16 protein-coding genes are annotated in these 19,999 nt (G+C 73.5%); 8 read left to right on the forward strand and 8 right to left on the reverse strand.

The genetic code is table 11. The features are described from left to right. Positions 1 to 275: 275 nt before the first annotated feature. From glmS to SMD11_RS21715, 3 genes are all read right to left on the reverse strand, one after another. Complete coding sequence (gene glmS / locus SMD11_RS21705) at positions 276 to 2,096, reverse strand: glutamine--fructose-6-phosphate transaminase (isomerizing) (protein WP_087928021.1); 1,821 nt, start codon at positions 2,094 to 2,096, stop codon at positions 276 to 278. 60 nt (positions 2,097 to 2,156) lie between these two features. Beyond that, the gene (locus SMD11_RS21710) at positions 2,157 to 2,432 is read right to left on the reverse strand and encodes a hypothetical protein (protein ID WP_087928022.1); all 276 of its coding nucleotides are present in this window, start codon (positions 2,430 to 2,432) and stop codon (positions 2,157 to 2,159) included. 86 nt (positions 2,433 to 2,518) lie between these two features. Beyond that, positions 2,519 to 3,427 (reverse strand): DUF4429 domain-containing protein, encoded by a 909-nt coding sequence (locus tag SMD11_RS21715; protein WP_087928023.1) that lies wholly within the window; start codon positions 3,425 to 3,427, stop codon positions 2,519 to 2,521. Between the two features lie 197 nt (positions 3,428 to 3,624). Between SMD11_RS21715 and SMD11_RS21720 the strand changes: the two genes are divergently transcribed. After that, complete coding sequence (locus SMD11_RS21720) at positions 3,625 to 5,250, forward strand: beta-N-acetylhexosaminidase (RefSeq protein ID WP_087928024.1); 1,626 nt, start codon at positions 3,625 to 3,627, stop codon at positions 5,248 to 5,250. Between the two features lie 80 nt (positions 5,251 to 5,330). Here the strand turns inward: SMD11_RS21720 and SMD11_RS21725 are convergent, their stop codons facing one another. Genes SMD11_RS21725 through SMD11_RS21740 form a run of 4 tightly spaced genes read right to left on the reverse strand, consistent with a single transcriptional unit; the run spans position 5,331 to position 11,138 of the window. Continuing rightward, positions 5,331 to 6,491 (reverse strand): acyl-CoA dehydrogenase family protein, encoded by a 1,161-nt coding sequence (locus SMD11_RS21725; RefSeq protein WP_087930657.1) that lies wholly within the window; start codon positions 6,489 to 6,491, stop codon positions 5,331 to 5,333. A 9-nt stretch (positions 6,492 to 6,500) separates the two neighbouring features. Continuing rightward, positions 6,501 to 7,439 carry a hydroxymethylglutaryl-CoA lyase gene (locus SMD11_RS21730; protein ID WP_087928025.1) on the reverse strand — a complete coding sequence of 313 codons (939 nt, stop codon included), beginning with the start codon at positions 7,437 to 7,439 and terminating at the stop codon, positions 6,501 to 6,503. Continuing rightward, the gene (locus SMD11_RS21735; RefSeq protein ID WP_087928026.1) at positions 7,436 to 9,493 is read right to left on the reverse strand and encodes a biotin carboxylase N-terminal domain-containing protein; all 2,058 of its coding nucleotides are present in this window, start codon (positions 9,491 to 9,493) and stop codon (positions 7,436 to 7,438) included. The genes SMD11_RS21730 and SMD11_RS21735 overlap by 4 nt, the downstream gene beginning before the upstream one ends. A gap of 13 nt (positions 9,494 to 9,506) precedes the next feature. Beyond that, positions 9,507 to 11,138, reverse strand: coding sequence for a carboxyl transferase domain-containing protein (locus SMD11_RS21740; protein ID WP_087928027.1), 1,632 nt, complete (start codon positions 11,136 to 11,138; stop codon positions 9,507 to 9,509). An 88-nt stretch (positions 11,139 to 11,226) separates the two neighbouring features. Between SMD11_RS21740 and SMD11_RS21745 the strand changes: the two genes are divergently transcribed. The 4 genes from SMD11_RS21745 to SMD11_RS21760 all read left to right on the forward strand — a co-directional run bounded on the left by SMD11_RS21745 (position 11,227) and on the right by SMD11_RS21760 (position 14,372). Next, complete coding sequence (locus SMD11_RS21745; protein ID WP_087928028.1) at positions 11,227 to 11,853, forward strand: TetR/AcrR family transcriptional regulator; 627 nt, start codon at positions 11,227 to 11,229, stop codon at positions 11,851 to 11,853. A 109-nt stretch (positions 11,854 to 11,962) separates the two neighbouring features. Next, the gene (locus SMD11_RS21750; RefSeq protein WP_087928029.1) at positions 11,963 to 13,120 is read left to right on the forward strand and encodes an acyl-CoA dehydrogenase family protein; all 1,158 of its coding nucleotides are present in this window, start codon (positions 11,963 to 11,965) and stop codon (positions 13,118 to 13,120) included. Between the two features lie 10 nt (positions 13,121 to 13,130). Continuing rightward, a complete protein-coding gene (tesB, locus tag SMD11_RS21755; RefSeq protein ID WP_087928030.1) occupies positions 13,131 to 14,018 on the forward strand; it encodes an acyl-CoA thioesterase II in 888 nt (295 codons plus the stop codon). 141 nt (positions 14,019 to 14,159) lie between these two features. Beyond that, positions 14,160 to 14,372, forward strand: coding sequence for a hypothetical protein (locus SMD11_RS21760; protein WP_087928031.1), 213 nt, complete (start codon positions 14,160 to 14,162; stop codon positions 14,370 to 14,372). Between the two features lie 37 nt (positions 14,373 to 14,409). Here the strand turns inward: SMD11_RS21760 and SMD11_RS21765 are convergent, their stop codons facing one another. Further along, positions 14,410 to 15,204, reverse strand: coding sequence for a phosphatase (locus tag SMD11_RS21765; protein WP_087928032.1), 795 nt, complete (start codon positions 15,202 to 15,204; stop codon positions 14,410 to 14,412). A 179-nt stretch (positions 15,205 to 15,383) separates the two neighbouring features. On the opposite strand from SMD11_RS21765, the gene speB reads away from it, so the two are divergent. From speB to SMD11_RS21780, 3 genes are all read left to right on the forward strand, one after another. Continuing rightward, a complete protein-coding gene (gene speB / locus SMD11_RS21770) occupies positions 15,384 to 16,364 on the forward strand; it encodes an agmatinase (protein WP_087928033.1) in 981 nt (326 codons plus the stop codon). A gap of 183 nt (positions 16,365 to 16,547) precedes the next feature. Continuing rightward, positions 16,548 to 18,701, forward strand: coding sequence for a potassium-transporting ATPase subunit KdpB (gene kdpB, locus SMD11_RS21775; RefSeq protein ID WP_418952463.1), 2,154 nt, complete (start codon positions 16,548 to 16,550; stop codon positions 18,699 to 18,701). A 144-nt stretch (positions 18,702 to 18,845) separates the two neighbouring features. After that, entirely contained in the window at positions 18,846 to 19,889 is a 1,044-nt protein-coding gene (locus tag SMD11_RS21780) for an esterase-like activity of phytase family protein (protein WP_087928034.1), read from the forward strand. The last annotated feature ends 110 nt before the right edge of the window (positions 19,890 to 19,999 follow it).

The following is a 19,999-nucleotide window of genomic DNA, read 5'->3' on the forward strand; positions in this document are numbered from 1 at the left end:
GGTGGGGAGCGCCCCGGTGACGGGTAGGTACCGCTCGGGCGACGTGCTGCCGGACGGGAGGTGACGGTTCCCGGAACCGGCGGCATCACCGCCGGCGGGAGGGCGACGCCGGCAAGGGGAACAGCCCTCCCCGCGCGCCGGGTGGTACGCGTGGGGAGGGCTGTCCTGTACGGACCCGCCGCAGACAGGTGAGCGGATCCGGGTCGTGCGGGCCCCGTTCGCGGGGCCGGGTGGCGCGCCGGGCGGACGGTGGTCCGGCCCGGCGGCGGCCGGTCCTACTCGACCGTGACGGACTTCGCCAGGTTGCGCGGCTTGTCGATGTCACGGCCCATGGCCTTGGCCGTGTGGTAGGCGAAGAGCTGGAGCGGGATGCCCATCAGGATGGCGTCGAGCTCGTGCTCGTTCTTCGGCACCACGATGGTGTGGTCGGCCTTCTCCTGCACCTGGTGCGCGACGGCGAGGATGCGGCCGCTGCGGGCCTTGATCTCCTCCAGCGCGGCGCGGTTCTTCTCCAGCAGCTCGTCGTCCGGGACGATCGCCACGGTCGGCATGGCCGGCTCGATCAGCGCCAGCGGGCCGTGCTTGAGCTCGGAGGCGGGGTAGGCCTCGGCGTGGATGTACGAGACCTCCTTGAGCTTCAGCGAGGCCTCGCGGGCCACCGGGTAACCCCGCACGCGGCCGATGAACAGCATCGACTTGGCGTCGGCGTACTCCGCGGCCAGCTTCTCGATCTCGCCCTCGTTCGCCAGGATCTCGGAGATCTGCGCGGGCAGCTTGCGCAGGCCCTCGATGATCCGCTTGCCGTCGGCGACGGACAGGTCGCGCGTGCGGCCCAGGTGCAGGGCGAGCAGGCCGAAGGAGACCACCATGTTGGTGAAGCACTTGGTGGAGACGACGCAGACCTCGGGGCCGGCGTGGACGTAGATGCCGCCGTCGGTCTCGCGGGCGATCGCGGAGCCGACCACGTTCACCAGGCCGAGGACGCGGGCGCCCTTGCGCTTGAGCTCCTGGACGGCGGCGAGCACGTCGTAGGTCTCACCGGACTGGGAGACGGCGATGTAGAGGGTGTCGGGGTCCACGACCGGGTTGCGGTAGCGGAACTCGGAGGCCGGCTCGGCGTCCGCGGGGATGCGGGCGAGCTCCTCGATCATCTGCGCGCCGATCTGGCCCGCGTGGTACGAGGTGCCGCAGCCCAGGATCTTCACCCGGCGCACGGCGCGGGCGTCACGGGCGTCGAGGTTCAGACCGCCCAGGTGCACGGTGGAGAAGCGGTCGTCGATGCGGCCGCGCAGGGCGCGGTCCACGGCGTCGGCCTGCTCGTAGATCTCCTTGTGCATGTACGTGTCGTGGCCGCCCATGTCGTACGACTCGGCCTCCCACTCGACGGTGGTCGGCTGGGCCGAGGTGCGGGAGCCCTCGGTGGTGTACGTGCGGTAGTCGTCGGCCTTGAGGGTGGCCATCTCGCCGTCCTCAAGGGTGACGACCTGGCGGGTGTGGCTGACCAGGGCGGCGACGTCGGAGGAGACGAACATCTCCTTCTCGCCTATGCCGAGGACGACGGGCGAGCCGTTGCGGGCCACGACGATGCGGTCCGGGAAGTCGGCGTGCAGCACGGCGAGGCCGTAGGTGCCCTCGATGTGGCGGACGGCCTCGCGGACCTTCTCCTCCAGGGTCTCGGCCTGGGAACGGCCGATGAGGTGCGCGAGGACCTCGGTGTCCGTGTCGGAGAGGAAGGTGACGCCCTCGGCGGTCAGCCGGGCGCGCAGCTCGGAGGCGTTGTCGATGATGCCGTTGTGGACGACGGCGACCTTCTCGTCGTTGTCCATGTGCGGGTGGGCGTTGATGTCGTTCGGCGCGCCGTGGGTGGCCCAGCGGGTGTGCGCGATGCCGGTGGTGCCCGCGAAGCGCTTGGGGAGGCGGGCCTCCAGCTCGCGGACGCGGCCCTTGGCCTTGGCGGTCTTCAGGCCGCCGGCCTTGCCACTGGCGTGCAGGGCGATACCGGCGGAGTCGTAGCCGCGGTACTCCAGGCGCTGGAGGCCCTCCAGCAGCAGCGGCGCGACATCGCGCTTACCGATATATCCGACGATTCCGCACATGGTGTTGACCCTCCCAGGCAAACGATCAGTGATGCTCGGCGGCGGCAGGAGCCGCCGTTCTCAGCCGTAGACGATGCGGCGCAGCTGCCGCAGCGAGAGCTCCGGCGGAGCCACCGCGCGGTGCGGCAGCTCTGCCGCGATCCGCTCGAAGATCTCCGCGTTGTGCAGACCGCCCGACTGGAGCTCACGGTGCCGGCGGCGCACAAAGGTCTCGGTCGTCTCGTCGAAGTACGCCAGGACGTCCAGGACCACCCGGGCGGCCTCGCCGCGCTGAAGCGGCGTGCTGCGCACCAGGTGGTCCACCAGGTCGTCATGGGTCATACGGCGTTCGAGCACCCGTTGATATTGATGGGAAACGGGGCCATTGGCAAGAATCCTGCCCGATATCGGGCAGGGATCCATGAAAACAGGGGGATGAGTGACTAGAAACGCTTCAAAACGGCCTGTTTCGCCGCGCTGAACTCCTCCTCCGTGAGCACACCGGCGTGGTGCAGCTCACCCAGCTCGCGCAGCCGGCGCAGCAGGGCGTCATGATCGGCGTCCTGGTTCCCGGCCGGAACGGGCGCCGCCGCCTCCTTCCCGCCCGGGGCGAGCGCCGGCGCGGCCGGCTCCGCGACCGGGGCCACCGGCGCGTACGGATGCGGCATCCGGACCGTGACCGCTGATGCGGCCAGCGCCATCAGCGGGTCCTTCTTGAAGCCGAAGAGCTCCACGGCGTACGGATCGTGCTTCGGCGACAGCTTGGGCTGCGCGCCTGTCACCGTGAACCGCAGATAGCCGTTCTCCAGCCCGGCGGACGGCAGCCACTCCACGGAGGCGATCTGCGCGAGCGGCAGCTCCTGGGGGCCCGCCGAGCTCTTGCTCTCCTCCGTCGTCCAGTTCCACTCCAGGCGGACCCGCTCCCCGTCGAAGGCGACCGTGCCGTCCCCGGCGCCCACCGACAGCGGCACCGCCGGGCCCGGCAGCAGATAGCGGTCCGTGGGGCCCGCCGGCACCTGCTCCAGCAGCAGCGCGTTGCGGACCTCGTCCACGAAGTACTCCGCGACGCCCGAGCGGTCGGACTCCACCACCAGCTGGTACGGGTCCGCGACGTCCGCCAGCCTGCCCCGGGTCACCTGCGACAGCGGGTCGGCGCCGTCCCGCAGCCGCAGTCGCAGCCGCCCGCTCTTACGGCCCGGTTCGAAGGCGATGCCCGCCACCGCCACCAGCGGCACGGCCAGCTCCCCGACCGTCTGCCGCATCACGTGCACGCCCCGCTCGCGGCCCGGCACGATGCGTATCGTGTCGCCGTCGAACGTCCACATGCCGTCCTTCTGAAGGATCTCAGCCATGGGGGAATTCTCGCAGGCGGGCACCCGGCGGACGGGGGCGCGGCGCGCCTGCCGCCGGCCCCTCCGCACGGCAGGGAGGCTTGACGCCGGGCGGGGCGGGCGGTAGCCAAGTGGTCGTCCACGCGCGCGATTTCCGCCGATCCCCCTGAGCCTTCCGCCCGAGATCCTCCTCCGAGCAGCTCACCGAAGGGACCCTCGTGAGACGACGCCCCCGCCCGGCCCGCCCGCCCCGTCTGCTGTCCGCCCTGCTGCTGGCCGCCGCCGCCCTCGCCGGCACCGCGCAGGCCCGCGCGGCGGACGGCACCCCCGGCCCCGCCGGTCCCGTCCCGCTCACCCACGTCATCCCGGCACCCGCGTCCGTACAAGCCGGTGGCGACCCCTACGAGATCACCGCGCGCACCCGCATCCAGGTGCCCCACGGCTCACCCGAGGCGCGCCGGATCGCCGGACAGCTCGCGGCGCTGCTGCGCCCCTCCACCGGACACCCCCTGCCCGTCACCACCGCCGGTGGCCGGGGCGGCGACGACGGCATCCGGCTGCTCCTCGGCGACCGGGACCCGGCGCTCGGCACCGAGGGGTACCGCCTCACGGTGACCCGCCGCTCCGTGACCCTCGCCGCCCGGGAGCCCGCCGGGCTCTTCCACGGCGTGCAGACCCTGCGCCAGCTGCTGCCCCCGCGTGTGGAGCGCGACCACCGGCAGCCCGGCCCCTGGACCGTCGCCGGCGGCACCCTCACCGACGCGCCGCGCTACGCCCACCGGGGCGCCATGCTCGACGTCGCCCGCCACTTCTTCCCGGTCGAGCAGGTGAAGCGCACCGTCGACCAGCTCGCGCTCTACAAGATGAACACGCTGCACCTGCACCTCTCCGACGACCAGGGCTGGCGCCTCGCGATCGACTCCTGGCCCCGGCTGGCCACGTACGGCGGCAGCACCCAGGTGGGCGGCGGCCCCGGCGGCTCCTACAGCAAGGACGACTACCGCGAGATCGTCCGCTACGCCGCGAGCCGCTACGTGACCGTCGTGCCCGAGATCGACATGCCCGGCCACACGAACGCGGCGCTCGCCTCGTACGCCCGGCTGAACTGCGACGGCGTCGCCCCTCCCCTCTATACGGGCACGTCCGTCGGCTTCAGCTCGCTGTGCGTGGGCAAGCCCGGCACGGACGAGTTCGTGGACGACGTCCTCGGCGAGCTGGCGGAGCTGACCCCCGGGCCCGCCCTGCACATCGGCGGCGACGAGGCGCACTCCACGAGCCACGCCGACTACGTGGCCTTCATGGAGAAGGCGCAGCGGGCCGTCGCCCGGCACGGCAAGCGGGTGATCGGCTGGCACCAGCTGGCCGGCGCCCGCCCCGTGCCCGGCGCGCTCCTCCAGTACTGGGGCTACGACCGCACCGGCGCCGCCGAACGGGCCCAGGTCGTGGCCGCGGCCCGCGCGGGCGCAGGGCTGGTCCTCTCACCCGCGGACCGGGCGTACCTCGACATGAAGTACACCAAGGACACCCCGCTGGGCCTGGACTGGGCCGGTCTCGTCGAGGTGCGGAGGTCCTACGACTGGGACCCGGGCAGCTACCTGCCGGGCGTGCCGGAGGGCGCCGTCGCGGGGGTGGAGGCGCCGCTGTGGACGGAGACGCTCTCGACGGGCGCGCAGCGCGAGTACATGACGTTCCCCCGGCTGCCGGGGATCGCGGAGCTGGGGTGGTCGCCCCGCTCCACGCACGGGTGGGACGGGTACCGGGTGCGGCTGGGTGCGCAGGGGGCTCGGTGGGACGCGATGGGTATCGCGTACTACCGGTCGCCGCAGGTGCCGTGGGAGGGGTGAGGGTTTCCCCTGCCCGCCCCTTCCCGGATGTCCTCAAGCGCCGGACGGGCTGATCTTCCGGCGCCTGAGGACCCGTCGGGCTAGCTCGCGAAGCCCAGCTCGCGGGCGATCAGCATGCGCTGCACCTCGCTCGTGCCCTCGCCGATCTCCAGGATCTTGGAGTCGCGCCACATCCGGGCCACCGGGTACTCGTTCATGAAGCCGTAGCCGCCGTGGATCTGGGTGGCCTCGCGGGCGTTGTCGACCGCGACCGTGGAGGAGTAGAGCTTGGCGATCGCCGCCTGCTTCTTGAAGGGCTCGCCGAGCACCAGCCGGGACGCGGCGTCGCGCCAGGAGACGCGGGCGGTGTGGGCCTTCATCTCCATGTCCGCCAGCTTGAACTGGATCGCCTGGTTGGCGCCGATCGGCCGGCCGAACGCCTCGCGGGTCCGCGCGTACGCCACGGACTCGTCGACGCAGCCCTGCGCGAGGCCGGTCGCCAGCGCCGAGATCGCGATCCGGCCCTCGTCCAGGATCTGGAGGAACTGGGCGTACCCGCGGCCCGGCTCGCCCAGCAGGTTGGCGGCCGGGACCCGGACGTCCGCGAAGCTGAGCTCACGGGTGTCCGAGGCGTTCCAGCCGACCTTGGAGTACGGGGCCGCGACGGTGAAGCCGGGGGTGCCGGAGGGCACGATGATCGAGGAGATCAGCGGCTTGCCGTCGGCGGTGCGGCCGGTGACGGCGGTGACCGTGACCAGGCCCGTGATGTCCGTGCCGGAGTTGGTGATGAAGCACTTGGTGCCGTTGATCACCCATTCGCCCGTGGCCTCGTCCAGCCGGGCGGTGGTGCGGGTGCCGCCCGCGTCCGAACCGCACTCCGGCTCGGTCAGGCCGAAGGCGCCGAGCATCTCGCCGGAGCACAGCCTGGGCAGCCACTCCCGCTTCTGCTCCTCCGTGCCGAAGCGGAAGACGGGCATGGCGCCGAGGGACACGCCCGCCTCCAGGGTGATCGCCACGGAGGAGTCCACCCGGGCGAGCTCCTCCAGGGCGAGGCCGAGGGCGAGGTAGTCGCCGCCCATCCCGCCGTACTCCTCGGGGAAGGGCAGCCCGAAGAGGCCCATCCGGCCCATCTCGCGCACGATCTCGTACGGGAACTCGTGGCGCTCGTAGAATCCGCCGATCTTCGGTGCGACCACGTCGTGGGCGAACTCCTCCACCGTCCGGCGGAGTTCCTCGTGCTCGGGGGTCAGTCGGTGGTCCAGCGACATGGCTCAGTTCTCCTGGGGGGCGAGGGCACGCACGGTGCGGGACGGGCTGGGGCGGCCGAGCCGGTCGGCCATCCACACGCTGGTGGCGGTGAGCCGGCGGAGGTCGACGCCGGTGTCGATGCCGAGTCCGTCGAGCATCCACACCAGGTCCTCGGTGGCGAGGTTGCCCGTGGCGCTCTTCGCGTAGGGGCAGCCGCCGAGGCCGCCCGCGGAGGCGTCGACGGTCGACACGCCGTGCCGGAGCGCGGCGAGGGTGTTGGCCAGTGCCTGGCCGTACGTGTCGTGGAAGTGCACGGCGAGCCGGCCGGCCGGCATGCCCGCCGCGTCGAGCGCGGTCAGCAGGGCGCCGACGTGGCCGGGGGTGGCGACGCCGATGGTGTCGCCGAGGCTCAGTTCGTCGCAGCCGAGGTCCATCAGACGGCGGGCGACCCGCACGACCCGCTCGACGGGGACGGGGCCCTCCCAGGGGTCGCCGAAGCACATGGAGAGATAGCCGCGCACTCCGGCGCCGGCCTCCTTCGCCCTGGCCACGACCGGGGCGAACATCTCCAGCGACTCGTCGACCGTGCGGTTGAGGTTGGCCTTGGCGAAGGACTCCGTCGCGCTGCCGAAGACGGCGACCTCCCGGGCGCCCAGGGCCAGGGCGCGCTCCAGGCCGCGCTCGTTCGGCACCAGGACCGGCAGGCGGGCCGCGACGCCGTCGAGCATCGGGAACAGCTGCTCGGCGTCGGCGAGCTGGGGCACCCACTTCGGGTGCACGAAGCTCGTCGCCTCGACGGTGCCGAGGCCGGCGTCGGCGAGCCGGCGGATGAACTCCGCCTTCACCTCGACCGGCACGACCGTCTTCTCGTTCTGGAGACCGTCGCGCGGGCCGACCTCGTGGATCCGGACGCGGGCCGGGAGGCCGGGCTCCGGCACGGGCATCGGCAGTCCGTCGGTCATGACTCCTCCTGCGGGGTGACGACGGCCAGGACCTGGTCCATGGCGACCGTGGTGCCGGCGGTGACGTCCAGCTCGGTGACGGTGCCGTCGTGCGGCGCGGAGATGACGTGCTCCATCTTCATCGCCTCGACGACGAGGAGGCTCTGGCCCGCGGTCACGGTGTCGCCGACGGCGGCCTTGACGACGGTGACGGTGCCGGGCATGGGCGCGGTGAGCGCACCGGCGTGCGCGGCGCCGGTCCCGCCGAGGGCCTCGACGGGGTCGTGGTCCTGGAGGTGCCAGGCGTCGCCGTCCCGGCCGAGCCAGGTGCCGGCCGGGCCGCGGGCGTGGGTGAAGGTATGGGTGAGGCCGCCCAGCTCGACGGTGAGGGTGGTGGGCGTGAGCTGGACGATCCGGGCGGCGGACACCGCGCCGGGGCCGGGTTCCCCGGAGCCTTCCGGGGCCGCCGGCAGGGCGACCTTCGTGCCGGGGCCCGTGCCGCGCACGCGCACCGTCACCGGGTCCCGGCCCGGCGCGCGCACGTGGTGCGGGGTCCACGCGGGCTCGCCGCCCAGGCGCCAGCCCGTCGGGACGGAGAAGGGGTCCACCCAGGCCGCCGGGCCGCCGGCCGGGGAGGCCGCCGGTGCCAGCCCCGCCTGCCGGAGCAGGGCCGCCGCCGCGTACACCTCGTCCGGGACGGACGTCCGCACCAGCGACGCCGCGTCGCGGTCGACGAGCCCCGTGTCCAGGGCGCCGGAGACGACGGACGGGTGCGCCAGCAGCCGCCGCAGGAAGCCCACGTTGGTGTCGACGCCCAGGACGACCGTCTCGGCGAGCGCCGCCCGCAGCCTGCGCAGCGCGGTGGGGCGGTCCGGGCCGTAGGCGATGACCTTGGCGAGCATCGGGTCGTAGGAGGTGCCGACCTCGGTGCCCTCGGAGAGGCCCGAGTCGACGCGGACGCCCTCGCCCGCGGGCTCGCGCAGCAGCCGCACGGCGCCCGCCGACGGCAGGAAGTCGACCCGCTCGCCGGTGACCCGGGCCGTCTCCGCGCAGACGCGCGCCTCGACGGCGTGCCCGGTGAGCGTGACGTCCTCCTGGGCGAGGCCCAGCCGCTCGCCGGCGGCGACCCGCAGCTGCCACTCGACCAGGTCCAGGCCGGTGACGAGCTCCGTCACCGGGTGCTCCACCTGGAGGCGGGTGTTCATCTCCATGAAGTAGTACGCGGAGGGGTCCTCGCCGGGGACGATGAACTCCACCGTGCCCGCGCCCGTGTAGCCGCAGGAGCGCGCCGCCTGCGCGGCCGCCTCGCCCATCGCGGCGCGGGTGGCCTCGTCCAGGAGGACGCTGGGCGCCTCCTCGACGATCTTCTGGTGGCGGCGCTGGAGCGAGCACTCGCGCTCGCCGAGGTGGAGGACGCCGCCGTGGCCGTCGGCCAGCACCTGGATCTCGATGTGGCGCGGGCGGTCGATCCAGCGCTCCACCAGCAGGGTGTCGTCGCCGAAGGAGCCGCGCGCCTCCCGCCGGGCGGCGGCGATCTCCTCGCCCAGCAGGGCCTCGTCCCGGACGAGCCGCATGCCCTTGCCGCCGCCGCCCGCCGAGGGCTTGAGCAGGACGGGCACACCGATCTCCCGGGCGGCGTCGATGAGCTGGGCGTCCGTCAGACCGCTGCCCGTGGAGCCCGGCACGACGGGCACGCCCGCCGCGCGCACCGTCTCCTTGGCGCGGATCTTGTCGCCCATCAGCTCGATCGCCCCGGCGGGCGGGCCGATGAAGACGAGCCCCGCGGCCTCGCAGGCGCGGGCGAAGGCGGCGTTCTCGGCGAGGAAGCCGTAGCCGGGGTGCACGGCCCGCGCACCCGTGCGGGCGGCGGCGTCGAGGAGCCGGTCCACCGAGAGGTAGCTCTCGGCGGCGGCCGCCGGGCCGATCCGGACGGCGGTATCGGCCTCCCGGACGTGCCGGGCGTCCGCGTCGGCGTCGCTGAAGACGGCGACCGAGCGGATGCCGAGCTTCCGGAGCGTGCGGATCACCCGGACCGCGATCTCGCCGCGGTTGGCGACCAGGACGGTGTCGAACACTGTGTGCATCCCCCTACATCCGGAAGACGCCGTAGCCGGGCGCCATGGGGTCCTTGGCGGGCAGCGGCGCGTTCGCGCACGCCGTAAGGGCGAGACCGAGCACGGTCCGGGTCTCCAGCGGGTCGATGACCCCGTCGTCCCACAGCCGCGCGGTGGCGTAATAGGCGCTGCCCTGCGTCTCGTACTGCTCCCGGATCGGGGCGCGGAAGGCGTCCTCCTCCTCGGTGGCCCACTTCTCGCCGCGGGCCTCCATCTGGTCGCGCTTGACGGTCGCGAGCACCGAGGCGGCCTGCTCGCCGCCCATCACCGAGATCTTGGCGTTGGGCCACATCCACAGGAAGCGCGGCGAATAGGCGCGCCCGCACATCGAGTAGTTGCCCGCGCCGTAGGAGCCGCCGACGACGACCGTGAGCTTGGGGACGCGGGTGCAGGCCACCGCCGTCACCATCTTGGCGCCGTGCTTGGCGATGCCGCCCGCCTCGTACTGCCGGCCGACCATGAAGCCGGAGATGTTCTGGAGGAAGAGCAGGGGGATGCCGCGCTGGTCGCACAGCTCGATGAAGTGGGCGCCCTTCTGCGCGGACTCGGCGAAGAGGATGCCGTTGTTGGCGACGATGCCGACGGGGTGGCCGTGGATCCGGGCGAAGCCCGTCACCAGGGTCTGCCCGAACTCGGACTTGAACTCGGCGAACCGCGAGCCGTCCACCAGCCGCGCGATGATCTCCCGCGCGTCGTACGGCGTGCGGGGGTCGACGGGCACCGCGCCGTAGAGCCCCGCGGGGTCCACGGCGGGCTCCTCCACCGGCTCCACCGGCCAGGGCGGCGCGGCGCGGCCGGGGAGCGTCGAGACGATGGTGCGGACGATCCGCAGGGCGTGCGCGTCGTCCTCGGCGAGGTGGTCGGTGACGCCGGAGACCCTGGAGTGGACCTCGCCGCCGCCCAGCTCCTCCGCCGTGACGACCTCGCCCGTGGCGGCCTTCACCAGCGGCGGGCCGCCCAGGAAGATCGTGCCCTGGTTCCGCACGATCACGGCCTCGTCGCTCATCGCGGGGACGTAGGCGCCGCCGGCCGTGCAGGAGCCCAGCACCGCGGCGATCTGCGGGATGCCCGCGCCGGACATCCGGGCCTGGTTGTAGAAGATCCGGCCGAAGTGCTCGCGGTCGGGGAAGACCTCGTCCTGCATCGGCAGGAAGGCGCCGCCGGAGTCCACCAGGTACAGGCACGGCAGCCGGTTCTCCAGGGCCACCTCCTGTGCGCGCAGGTGCTTCTTGACGGTTATCGGGTAATACGTGCCGCCCTTGACCGTGGCGTCGTTGGCGACGATCACCGTCTCGCGGCCCGAGACCCGGCCGATCCCGGCGATCACCCCGGCGGCCGGCGCGGCGCCGCCGTACATCCCCTCGGCCGCCAGCGGGGCCAGCTCCAGGAACGGCGAGCCCGGGTCCAGCAGGGTGTCCACCCGCTCGCGCGGCAGCAGTTTGCCGCGCGCGGTGTGCTTCGCCCGCGCCCTCTCGCCCCCGCCCAGCCGGGCCGCGGCGAGCCGCTCCCGCAGCCCCGCGGACAGCTCGCGGTGTGCGGCCTCGTTGGCCCGCCAGGCGTCGGACGCCGGATCGGCGGCGCTCCCCAGCGCCGGTGCCTGCTGCATGTACTCGAGCTCCCTTGCTCGGTTAATGAGCGTTAACACGTTTCCTTCAGGTTAACGACCACTAACGCCGCTGTCTAGAATCACTTTCGTGAATGACGTAGCGACCCGCACCCCGACCGCCGCCCCCACCCGCCGGGAGCGGATCCTCCAGGAGGCCGCGCGGCTCTTCGCCGAGCGCGGCTTCCACGGCGTGGGCGTGGACGAGATAGGGGCGGCGGTCGGCATCAGCGGCCCCGGCCTCTACCGCCACTTCGCCGGCAAGGACGCGATGCTCTCCGAGCTCCTGGTGGGCATCAGCGAGCGGCTCCTCGCGGGTGGCCGGGAGCGGGTGGCGGCCGCCACCGGCGACGGCGGCGGCCCGGCGGCCGTGCTGGACTCGCTCGTCGACGGGCATATCGACTTCGCCCTCGACGACCGCGCCCTGATCACCCTCCACGACCGTGAGCTGGGCCAGCTGAGGGACAGCGACCGCAAGCTGGTCCGCTCCCTCCAGCGCCAGTACGTCGAGCTGTGGGTCGAGGTCGTGCGCGCCCTGCACCCCGGCGCGGCCGAGGCGGAGGTCCGGGCCGCCGTCCACGCCGTCTTCGGCCTGCTCAACTCCACCCCGCACCTCGGCCGCCCCGGCGCCCTCCCCGGCCGCGACGCCACCGCGGCCCTGCTGCGCAGGCTGGCGCTGGGGGCGCTCGCGAGCCTCACCGGAGGCGCGGAGGAGTGAGCCGCCGGTGATCCGCCGACTCTGGACAGCCGAGGTGACCCCCGGGTAACTTGCCGCCTGAGCGAGCGCTTAGACATGTCCGGACGGGCATGCGCGACGAGGGGGCAGGATGCGTCGGACGGTGTACAACGAGGACCACGAGGCGTTCCGGGAGACGATCCGCGACTTCGTCGCCGCGGAGGTCGTGCCCGTCTACGACGAGTGGCGCGAGGCCGGCGCCGCGCCCCGCGACTTCTACAAGAAGCTCGGCGAGCTGGGCGTCTTCGGCATCGAGGTGCCCGAGGAGTACGGCGGCGCCGGCGAGAGCAGCTTCAAGTTCCAGGCCGTCGTCGCCGAGGAGTGCGCCCGCGCCGGCGTCAGCTTCGGCGGCAGCAGCGTGCACACCGCGCTCTGCCTGCCCTACCTCCTCACGTACGGCACCGAGGAGCAGAAGCGGCGCTGGCTGCCGCCCTTCGTCTCCGGCGACATGATGACCGCCATCGCCATGACCGAGCCCGGCACCGGCTCCGACCTGGCCGGCATGAAGACCACGGCCAAGCTCTCCGAGGACGGCACGCACTACGTCCTCAACGGCGCCAAGACCTTCATCACCGGCGGCGTCCACGCCGACCGCGTCCTGGTCTGCGCCCGCACCGCGCCGCCCACCCCCGAGGACCGCCGCTCCGGCATCTCCATCCTCGTCGTCGACACCGCCTCCGAGGGCTACGCCGTCGGCCGCAAGCTGGAGAAGCTCGGCCTGCACTCCTCGGACACCGCCGAACTCTCCTTCACCGACGTCAAGGTGCCCGTCGAGGACCTCCTCGGCGAGGAGGGCAAGGCCTTCGGCTACCTCGGCCACAACCTCCCGCAGGAGCGCCTCTACATCGCCGTCGGCGCGTACGCCCAGTCCGCGGCGGCCGTCGAGTTCGCCAAGGCGTACTGCCGGGACCGCACCGTCTTCGGGCAGTCCGTCGCCGCCTTCCAGAACACCAAGTTCGTGCTCGCCGACTGCAAGGCCGAGGTCGACGCGATGCAGGCGGTCGTCGACCGCGCCCTGGACGCGCACGACGCGGGCGAGCTGACCGCCGCCGACGCCGCCTCCGCCAAGCTCTTCACCACCGAGCGGGCCGCCGTCGTCATCGACAAGTGCCTCCAGTTGCACGGCGGTTACGGTTACATGATGGAGTACCCGATAGCCCGGCTCTACGCGGACACCCGCGTCAGCCGCATCTACGGCGGCACCAGTGAGGTCATGCGCTCCATCATCGCCAAGTCGATGGGTCTGTAGACGGCGTGCGATGAACGAATCCCTCCAGGACCTGCTCGACCTCCTCGACCTCGAACGGATCGAGCGGGACATCTTCCGCGGCACCAGCCGCCCCTCCGTCGTGCCGCGCGTCTTCGGCGGCCAGGTCGCCGCCCAGGCCCTGGTCGCCGCCGGCCGCACCGTCCCCGCGGAGCGGCTGCCGCACTCGCTGCACGCCTACTTCCTGCGGCCCGGCGACCCCGGCGCGCCCATCGTCTACACCGTCGACCGGATCCGCGACGGGCGCTCCTTCACCACCCGCCGGGTGGTGGCCGTCCAGCACGGGCAGCCGATCTTCCACCTCTCCGCGTCCTTCCAGGCGTACGAGGAGGGGCTGGAGCACCAGGAGCCGATGCCGCCCGCGCCGGACCCGCTCTCGCTGCCCACCGCCGCCGAGATGCTGCCCCGCCACGCCCACCGCTTCGTCGACCCGCAGGTCGCGGAACGGCTGTCGGACGCGCGGGCGGCCGTCGACCTGCGCTACGCCGACGAGCCGCCGTTCGCCAGCGTGGGCGAGCCCCGCGAGCCCAAGTCGCAGGTGTGGTTCCGGACCAACGGCAAACTGGCGGACGACCCGCTGCTGCACGTCTGCCTGGTCACCTATGTCTCCGACATGACGCTCCTGGACTCCGTGCTGCTCGCCCACGGGCGCGGCGGCTGGACGGTCGGCGACGTCGTCGGCGCGAGCCTGGACCACGCGATGTGGTTCCACCGGCCGTTCCGCGCCGACGAGTGGCTGCTGTACGACCAGGAGAGCCCCACCGCGCAGGGCGGCCGGGGCCTCGCCAGGGGCCGGATCTTCACCGAGGGCGGGCAGTTGGCCGTCTCCGTCATCCAGGAGGGCGTGGTGCGGGTGCCGCGCCCCCGGACGGGGTCCTGACCGGCCACGTTTCCCCTCCCGGACGGCCCCGGACGGTTTTTCCGGGGCCGCGTCCGCCATCTGCCGGGTAACATCGGCGGGTTGTCACACGGGGTGGCGGGAACGAGGGGGCGCGCGATGGCCGGCACGACGGGAACACCCATGGCGGGAGCCTTCCGGGCCCTGCTGCTCGTCGGCGGCGCGCTGCTGATCGTCACCGCCGTCGTCCTGGGGTTCCTCCTGCACGGCAGGATCCTGGACATGGTCGGCACCGCCCGGCTGCTGAGCGGCCTCGCCCTGCGCCTCGGCGAATTCGCCCTGCTCTCGGCCGGCGCGTGGTGCGCGGTGCGGGGCTGGAACGGGCGGATGGACTGAGGCGGGCCGGGCGGGACGGCCCGGCCGGCCCCGCCCGCTACGCCGTGAGACCCGCCGCGTCCAGCAGGTACGCCGTCATCGGCTCGTAGTACCGCGGGTCGACGACGTGGTCGTCCATCGGCACCGCCACCTGGAGCGTGCCCTCCGCCTCCGCGAGGAAGAGCGCCGGGTCGTTGCAGTCCGCGTAGCCGACGGCGTCGATGCCGCGCTGGGCCGCGCAGCCCGCCCAGCCGTGGTCGGCGACGACCAGCTCCGGCAGCGGGCGGCCCTCCCGCAGCAGCCCGTCGAGGATCGCCGTCATCGGGTGCGGGGAGTGGGTGTGCCAGAGCGTCGCCCCGCCCTCGTAGACCGCGACGTCCGCGAACTGCACGACGCAGCCGTCGTCCGCCCGCAGCCCGCCCGGGATCCGCACGACCTCGCAGCCGGCCGCGCGCAGCGCCCCGGCCGTCATCCGGTGCACGTCCAGCAGCGCGCCCGGGTGTCCGGTGGCGAACAGCACCCGCCGCCGGCCCTCCGCCGCCTTGCGCAGGACGTTCGCCATCCGGTCCAGCGCGTCGACGGTCAGCTCCGGGTCGATGGTGTCCTGCCCGGCCCGGTGGTCGAGGTCGTCGCTCACGCCGCAGCGCTCCGCCATCACCGCCAGCACGTCCTGCTCGTCCGCCCAGCGGTCGCCCAGCTCCAGGCCCAGCCAGTACCGGCGGTCACCGTTCGCGAGCCGGCGGTAGTGATCGAGGTTGTTCTCCCGGGGGGTCGCCACGGCGCCCGCGATACGGGTCCGGACGAGGTGGTCGATCAGTTCGGCGCGGCTGGGTGCGTGGCTCGGTATCGGCATGCGGCTCATTGTCTCCCCCGAGAGCGCTTCGCTGGACGTGGTGTCCATATGGCGGGGCCGGACTCACGGATACGTACATGTGCGGAATCCGCCGCCCTGCCTACCCTCGGGTACGTCCAGCGCGGCCGGGCCCGCGTTGGTACGACCGTAACGCGTCCGTGATTTCGAGAGGTTTTCGCATGACCCCCCAGAACGGCTCCGCCCCCCGTGAACCGCGCGGCCCGGTCGACTCCTCCCGCATCCCGCGCTACGCCGGCCCCGCCACCTTCGCCCGGCTGCCGCGCCTGGACGAGGTCGGCACCACCGACGTCGCCGTCGTCGGCGTGCCGTTCGACACCGGCGTCTCCTACCGCCCCGGCGCCCGCTTCGGCGGCAACGCCATCCGCGAGGCCTCGCGCCTGCTGCGCCCGTACAACCCGGCCCAGGACGCCTCGCCCTTCGCCCTCGCGCAGGTCGCCGACGCCGGTGACATCGCCGCCAACCCGTTCAACATCGACGAGGCCGTCGAGACGATCGAGGCCGCGGCCGACGACCTGCTCGGCACCGGCGCCCGCATGATGACCCTCGGCGGCGACCACACCATCGCCCTGCCGCTGCTGCGCTCGGTCGCCAAGAAGCACGGCCCCGTCGCCCTGCTGCACTTCGACGCGCACCTGGACACCTGGGACACCTACTTCGGCGCCGAGTACACCCACGGCACGCCGTTCCGCCGGGCCGTCGAGGAGGGCATCCTCGACACCGAGGCGCTCTCCCACGTCGGCACGCGTGGCCCGCTATACGGCAAGAAGGACCTCACCGACGACGAGAAGATGGGCTTCGGCATCGTCACCTCGGCCGACGTGATGCGCCGGGGCGTCGACGAGATCGCCGACCAGCTGCGCCAGCGCGTCGGCGACCGCCCGCTGTACATCTCCATCGACATCGACGTCCTGGACCCGGCCCACGCGCCCGGCACCGGCACGCCGGAGGCGGGCGGCCTGACCTCCCGCGAGCTGCTGGAGATCATCCGCGGCCTGTCCTCCTGCAACCTGGTCTCCGCCGACCTGGTCGAGGTCGCCCCGGCCTACGACCACGCCGAGATCACGTCCGTGGCCGCGTCCCACGCGGCGTACGAGCTGACGACGATCATGTCGCGGCAGATCGCGGCGTCGCGCGGCTGACCCGCCACGCTCGTCGAGCGCCGGAAGGGGCCGCGCCCGGCCCTTCCGGCGCTCCGGCATGCCGTGCGTCAAGGGCCCGTCAGGCCCGGGCCGCCCGGCGACAAGGCCCCGTAAGGACCCGGAAACCCACCGTGTCCGGGCGGTTGGCTGAGGTGATCACCCACCTCCGTCGAAGGCCACGCCGTGCCCCTGCACCTGCTCCCCGACCAGGACGTCACCCCGCCGCGCCCGGCCGCCCCGCCCCCGCCCGGCCGGGCCCGGCGACGCCACCGCCAGGTGGCCGGCGGGGCGCTCGACCCCAAGCTGCTCATCGCGTCCCTGCCGGACGCGGTCCGCAAGCTGCGGCCCCGGGTGATGGTCAGGAACCCGGTGATGTTCGTCGTCGAGGTGGGCTCCGTGCTCACCACGCTCTCCGCGCTGCTCGCCCCTTCCGTCTTCGCCTGGCTGATCAGCGCCTGGCTCTGGCTCACCGTCGTCTTCGCCAACCTCGCCGAGGCCGTCGCCGAGGGCCGCGGCAAGGCGCAGGCGGAGACGCTGCGCCGGACCCGCTCCGGCACCGTCGCCCGGCGGCTGCGGCGCTGGCGGGTCGGCATGGACCGGCGCGACTGGGAGGAGGAGAGGGTACCCGCCACGGAGCTCGCCCCGCAGGACTTCGTGGTCGTCACCGCCGGTGAGACCGTCCCCGGCGACGGGGAGGTCGTCGACGGCGTCGCGTCCGTCGACGAGTCCGCCGTCACCGGGGAGTCCGCCCCCGTCATCCGCGAGGCGGGCGGTGACCGCTCGGGTGTGACGGGCGGGACGAAGGTGCTCTCCGACGGCATCGTCGTCCGCGTCACCTCCCGCCCCGGCCACACCTTCCTCGACCGCATGATCTCCCTGGTCGAGGGCACCACCCGGCAGAAGACCCCCAACGAGCTGGCCCTGAACATCCTGCTCGCCTGCCTCACCGTGATCTTCATCCTCGCCGTGGTCTCGCTCCAGCCCATGGCCGCCTGGGCCGGCGCCCCGCAGACGATCACCGTGCTGGTCGCCCTGCTGGTGACGCTGATCCCCACCACGATCGGCGCGCTGCTCTCCGCCATCGGCATCGCCGGCATGGACCGGCTCGTCCAGCGCAACGTCCTCGCCCTGTCCGGCCGGGCGGTCGAGGCCGCCGGTGACGTCAACACCCTGCTCCTCGACAAGACCGGCACCATCACCCTCGGCAACCGGCGGGCCACCTCCTTCGTGCCCGTCCGGGGCGTGCCGCACGAGCTGCTGGCCGACGCCGCCCAGCTCGCCTCCCTCGCCGACGAGACCCCCGAGGGCCGCTCGATCGTCGGCCTCGCCCGCAGCCACGGCATCGACCACGACGCCGCCGACTTCGCCCACGGCCGCTTCGTGCCGTTCTCCGCGCAGACCCGGATGAGCGGCGCCGACTTCGCCTACGAGGGCGAGTTCCTCCGCATCCGCAAGGGCGCGGGGAGCGCCGTCACCGCGTGGGTCGCCCGGCGCGGCGGCCAGGTCCCCACCGAGGCCGGCTGGATCGTCGACTCCATCGCCGCGGGCGGCGGCACCCCGCTGCTCGTCGCCGTCGAGGACCGGGCGGGCGCCCGGGTCCTGGGCGCCGTCCACCTCAAGGACATCGTCAAGCCCGGCATCGCGGAGCGCTTCGCCGAACTGCGCGGCATGGGCATCAGGACCGTCATGGTCACCGGCGACAACCCGCTCACCGCCCGGGCCATCGCCGCCGAGGCGGGCGTCGACGACTACCTCGCCGAGGCCACCCCCGAGCAGAAGCTGGCCCGGATCCGCGAGGAGCAGGCGGGCGGCAACCTCGTCGCCATGACCGGCGACGGCACCAACGACGCCCCCGCCCTCGCCCAGGCCGACGTCGGCGTCGCCATGAACTCCGGCACCTCCGCCGCCAAGGAGGCCGGCAACATGGTCGACCTCGACTCCGACCCCGCCAAGCTCATCCAGATCGTCGAGGTCGGCAAGCAGCTCCTGATCACCCGTGGCGCGCTCACCACCTTCTCCATCTGCAACGACGTCGCCAAGTACTTCGCGATCGTCCCCGCCATGTTCGGCGGCGTGGCCGGCTACGAGGGCCTGGAGAAGCTCAACGTCATGGGCCTGCACAGCTCCACCTCGGCCATCGCCTCCGCGATCATCTTCAACGCGCTCGTCATCGTCGCCCTGATCCCGCTCGCCCTCCGCGGCGTCCGCTACGCCCCCGCCGGGGCGCACGCGCTGCTGCGGCGCAACCTCGGGGTGTACGGGCTCGGCGGGCTCGTCGCGCCCTTCATCGGCATCAAGCTCATCGACCTGCTGATCCAGTACCTCCCCGGGATCTGACGCCGCCGGGCCGGGGGCGTACGGGCGCGCACCGGAAATTCGCACGGACGTCTCCGTCACTCCGCCGGGAGTCCTTCCGGCCCCTCCGCCGGACCCCTACCGTCGGCCGCAGCCGGTTCAGGGCCGTACACAGGAGGGGCAGCCGTGCGCATCCGACCCGCGCTCGTCACCGTCACCGCCGGCGCGCTGCTGGCGGCCGCCCAGGCGGCCGGCCCGGCCGCCGCCGCGCCGCCCTCGCGCGCCTGCTCCCCGTACGTCCGGATCGACGGCTACGGCGACGGCCTCGACAAGACCACGTTCGAGGGCTCCTACGTGGGCAACCTCTCCGGCCTCGCCACCGACACCGACGGCACGGTCGCCGCCCTCTCCGACCGCTCCCGGCTCTTCGCCCTGGACGTCCGGCGGGGGCCCACCGCCGCCCGGCCCGTACGCGCCCTGGCGCTCGCCGACGAGCAGGGCGGCGAGCTCGACGCCGAGGCCCTCGCCGTCGACCGCGACGGCACCCGGCTGATCGCCTCCGAGACCGAGCCGTCCGTCCGCCGCCACACCCGCGACGGGACCCTCCTCGGGCGGCTGCCCGTCCCCGGCGCGCTGCGGCCCGCCCCGGCCGGCCGGGCCCTGCCCAACCAGACCTTCGAGGGCCTCACCCTCCGGCCCGGCGGCCGGACCCTGCTCGCCGCGATGGAGGGGCCGCTGGCCGGGGACGGGCGGATGGTCCGGTTCCAGACGTGGCAGCGGCCCCGTACGGGCCCGGGCGCCCCGGAATTCCGGCTCGGCCCGCAGTACGGCTACCCCGTCGACCCCGGCCTCGGCGTCTCCGAGGTCGCGGAGGCGGGCGACGGCCGGCTGCTGGTCCTGGAGCGCGGGTTCACGGCCGGGGTGGGGAACACGGTGCGGCTGTACCTCGCGGACGCGCGCGGCGCGAGCGACACGTCCGGCGTGGAGACGCTGCCGGGCGGGCCCGGCACCCGGCCGGTCGGCAAGCGGCTGCTGGCGGATCTGGGGGAGTGCCCTTCGCTGGGCGCGCCGGCGAAGCAGCCGCAGCGGAATCCGCTCCTGGACAACGTGGAGGGGGTGGCGGTGCTGGGGTGGGGGCCGGGGGGTCCGCGGCTGCTTCTTGTCAGTGACGACAACGGGAGTGTGCGGCAGACGACGCGGTTGTACGGGCTGAGGGTGCGGCTGCCGTGACGTTCGGGGCGCCGCTGCGCGGGGCTTTTCCCCAGCCCCGCCCCTTCCCGATACCGGGGCTCCGCCCCGGACCCCGGTCCTCAAGCGCCGGACGGGCTGATTTCAGCCCG

Source organism: Streptomyces albireticuli (genome assembly GCF_002192455.1).
Classification (GTDB): domain Bacteria; phylum Actinomycetota; class Actinomycetes; order Streptomycetales; family Streptomycetaceae; genus Streptomyces; species Streptomyces albireticuli_B.

Coding starts and splice junctions, on each gene's coding strand:
- glmS (WP_087928021.1), bottom strand. CDS start 2,096: ATGTGCGGAATCGTCGGATATATCGGTAAGCGCGATGTCGCGCCGCTG.
- SMD11_RS21715 (WP_087928023.1), bottom strand. CDS start 3,427: ATGGCTGAGATCCTTCAGAAGGACGGCATGTGGACGTTCGACGGCGAC.
- SMD11_RS21730 (WP_087928025.1), bottom strand. CDS start 7,439: ATGACCGACGGACTGCCGATGCCCGTGCCGGAGCCCGGCCTCCCGGCC.
- SMD11_RS21740 (WP_087928027.1), bottom strand. CDS start 11,138: ATGCAGCAGGCACCGGCGCTGGGGAGCGCCGCCGATCCGGCGTCCGAC.
- SMD11_RS21750 (WP_087928029.1), top strand. CDS start 11,963: ATGCGTCGGACGGTGTACAACGAGGACCACGAGGCGTTCCGGGAGACG.
- tesB (WP_087928030.1), top strand. CDS start 13,131: ATGAACGAATCCCTCCAGGACCTGCTCGACCTCCTCGACCTCGAACGG.
- SMD11_RS21760 (WP_087928031.1), top strand. CDS start 14,160: ATGGCGGGAGCCTTCCGGGCCCTGCTGCTCGTCGGCGGCGCGCTGCTG.
- SMD11_RS21765 (WP_087928032.1), bottom strand. CDS start 15,204: ATGCCGATACCGAGCCACGCACCCAGCCGCGCCGAACTGATCGACCAC.
- speB (WP_087928033.1), top strand. CDS start 15,384: ATGACCCCCCAGAACGGCTCCGCCCCCCGTGAACCGCGCGGCCCGGTC.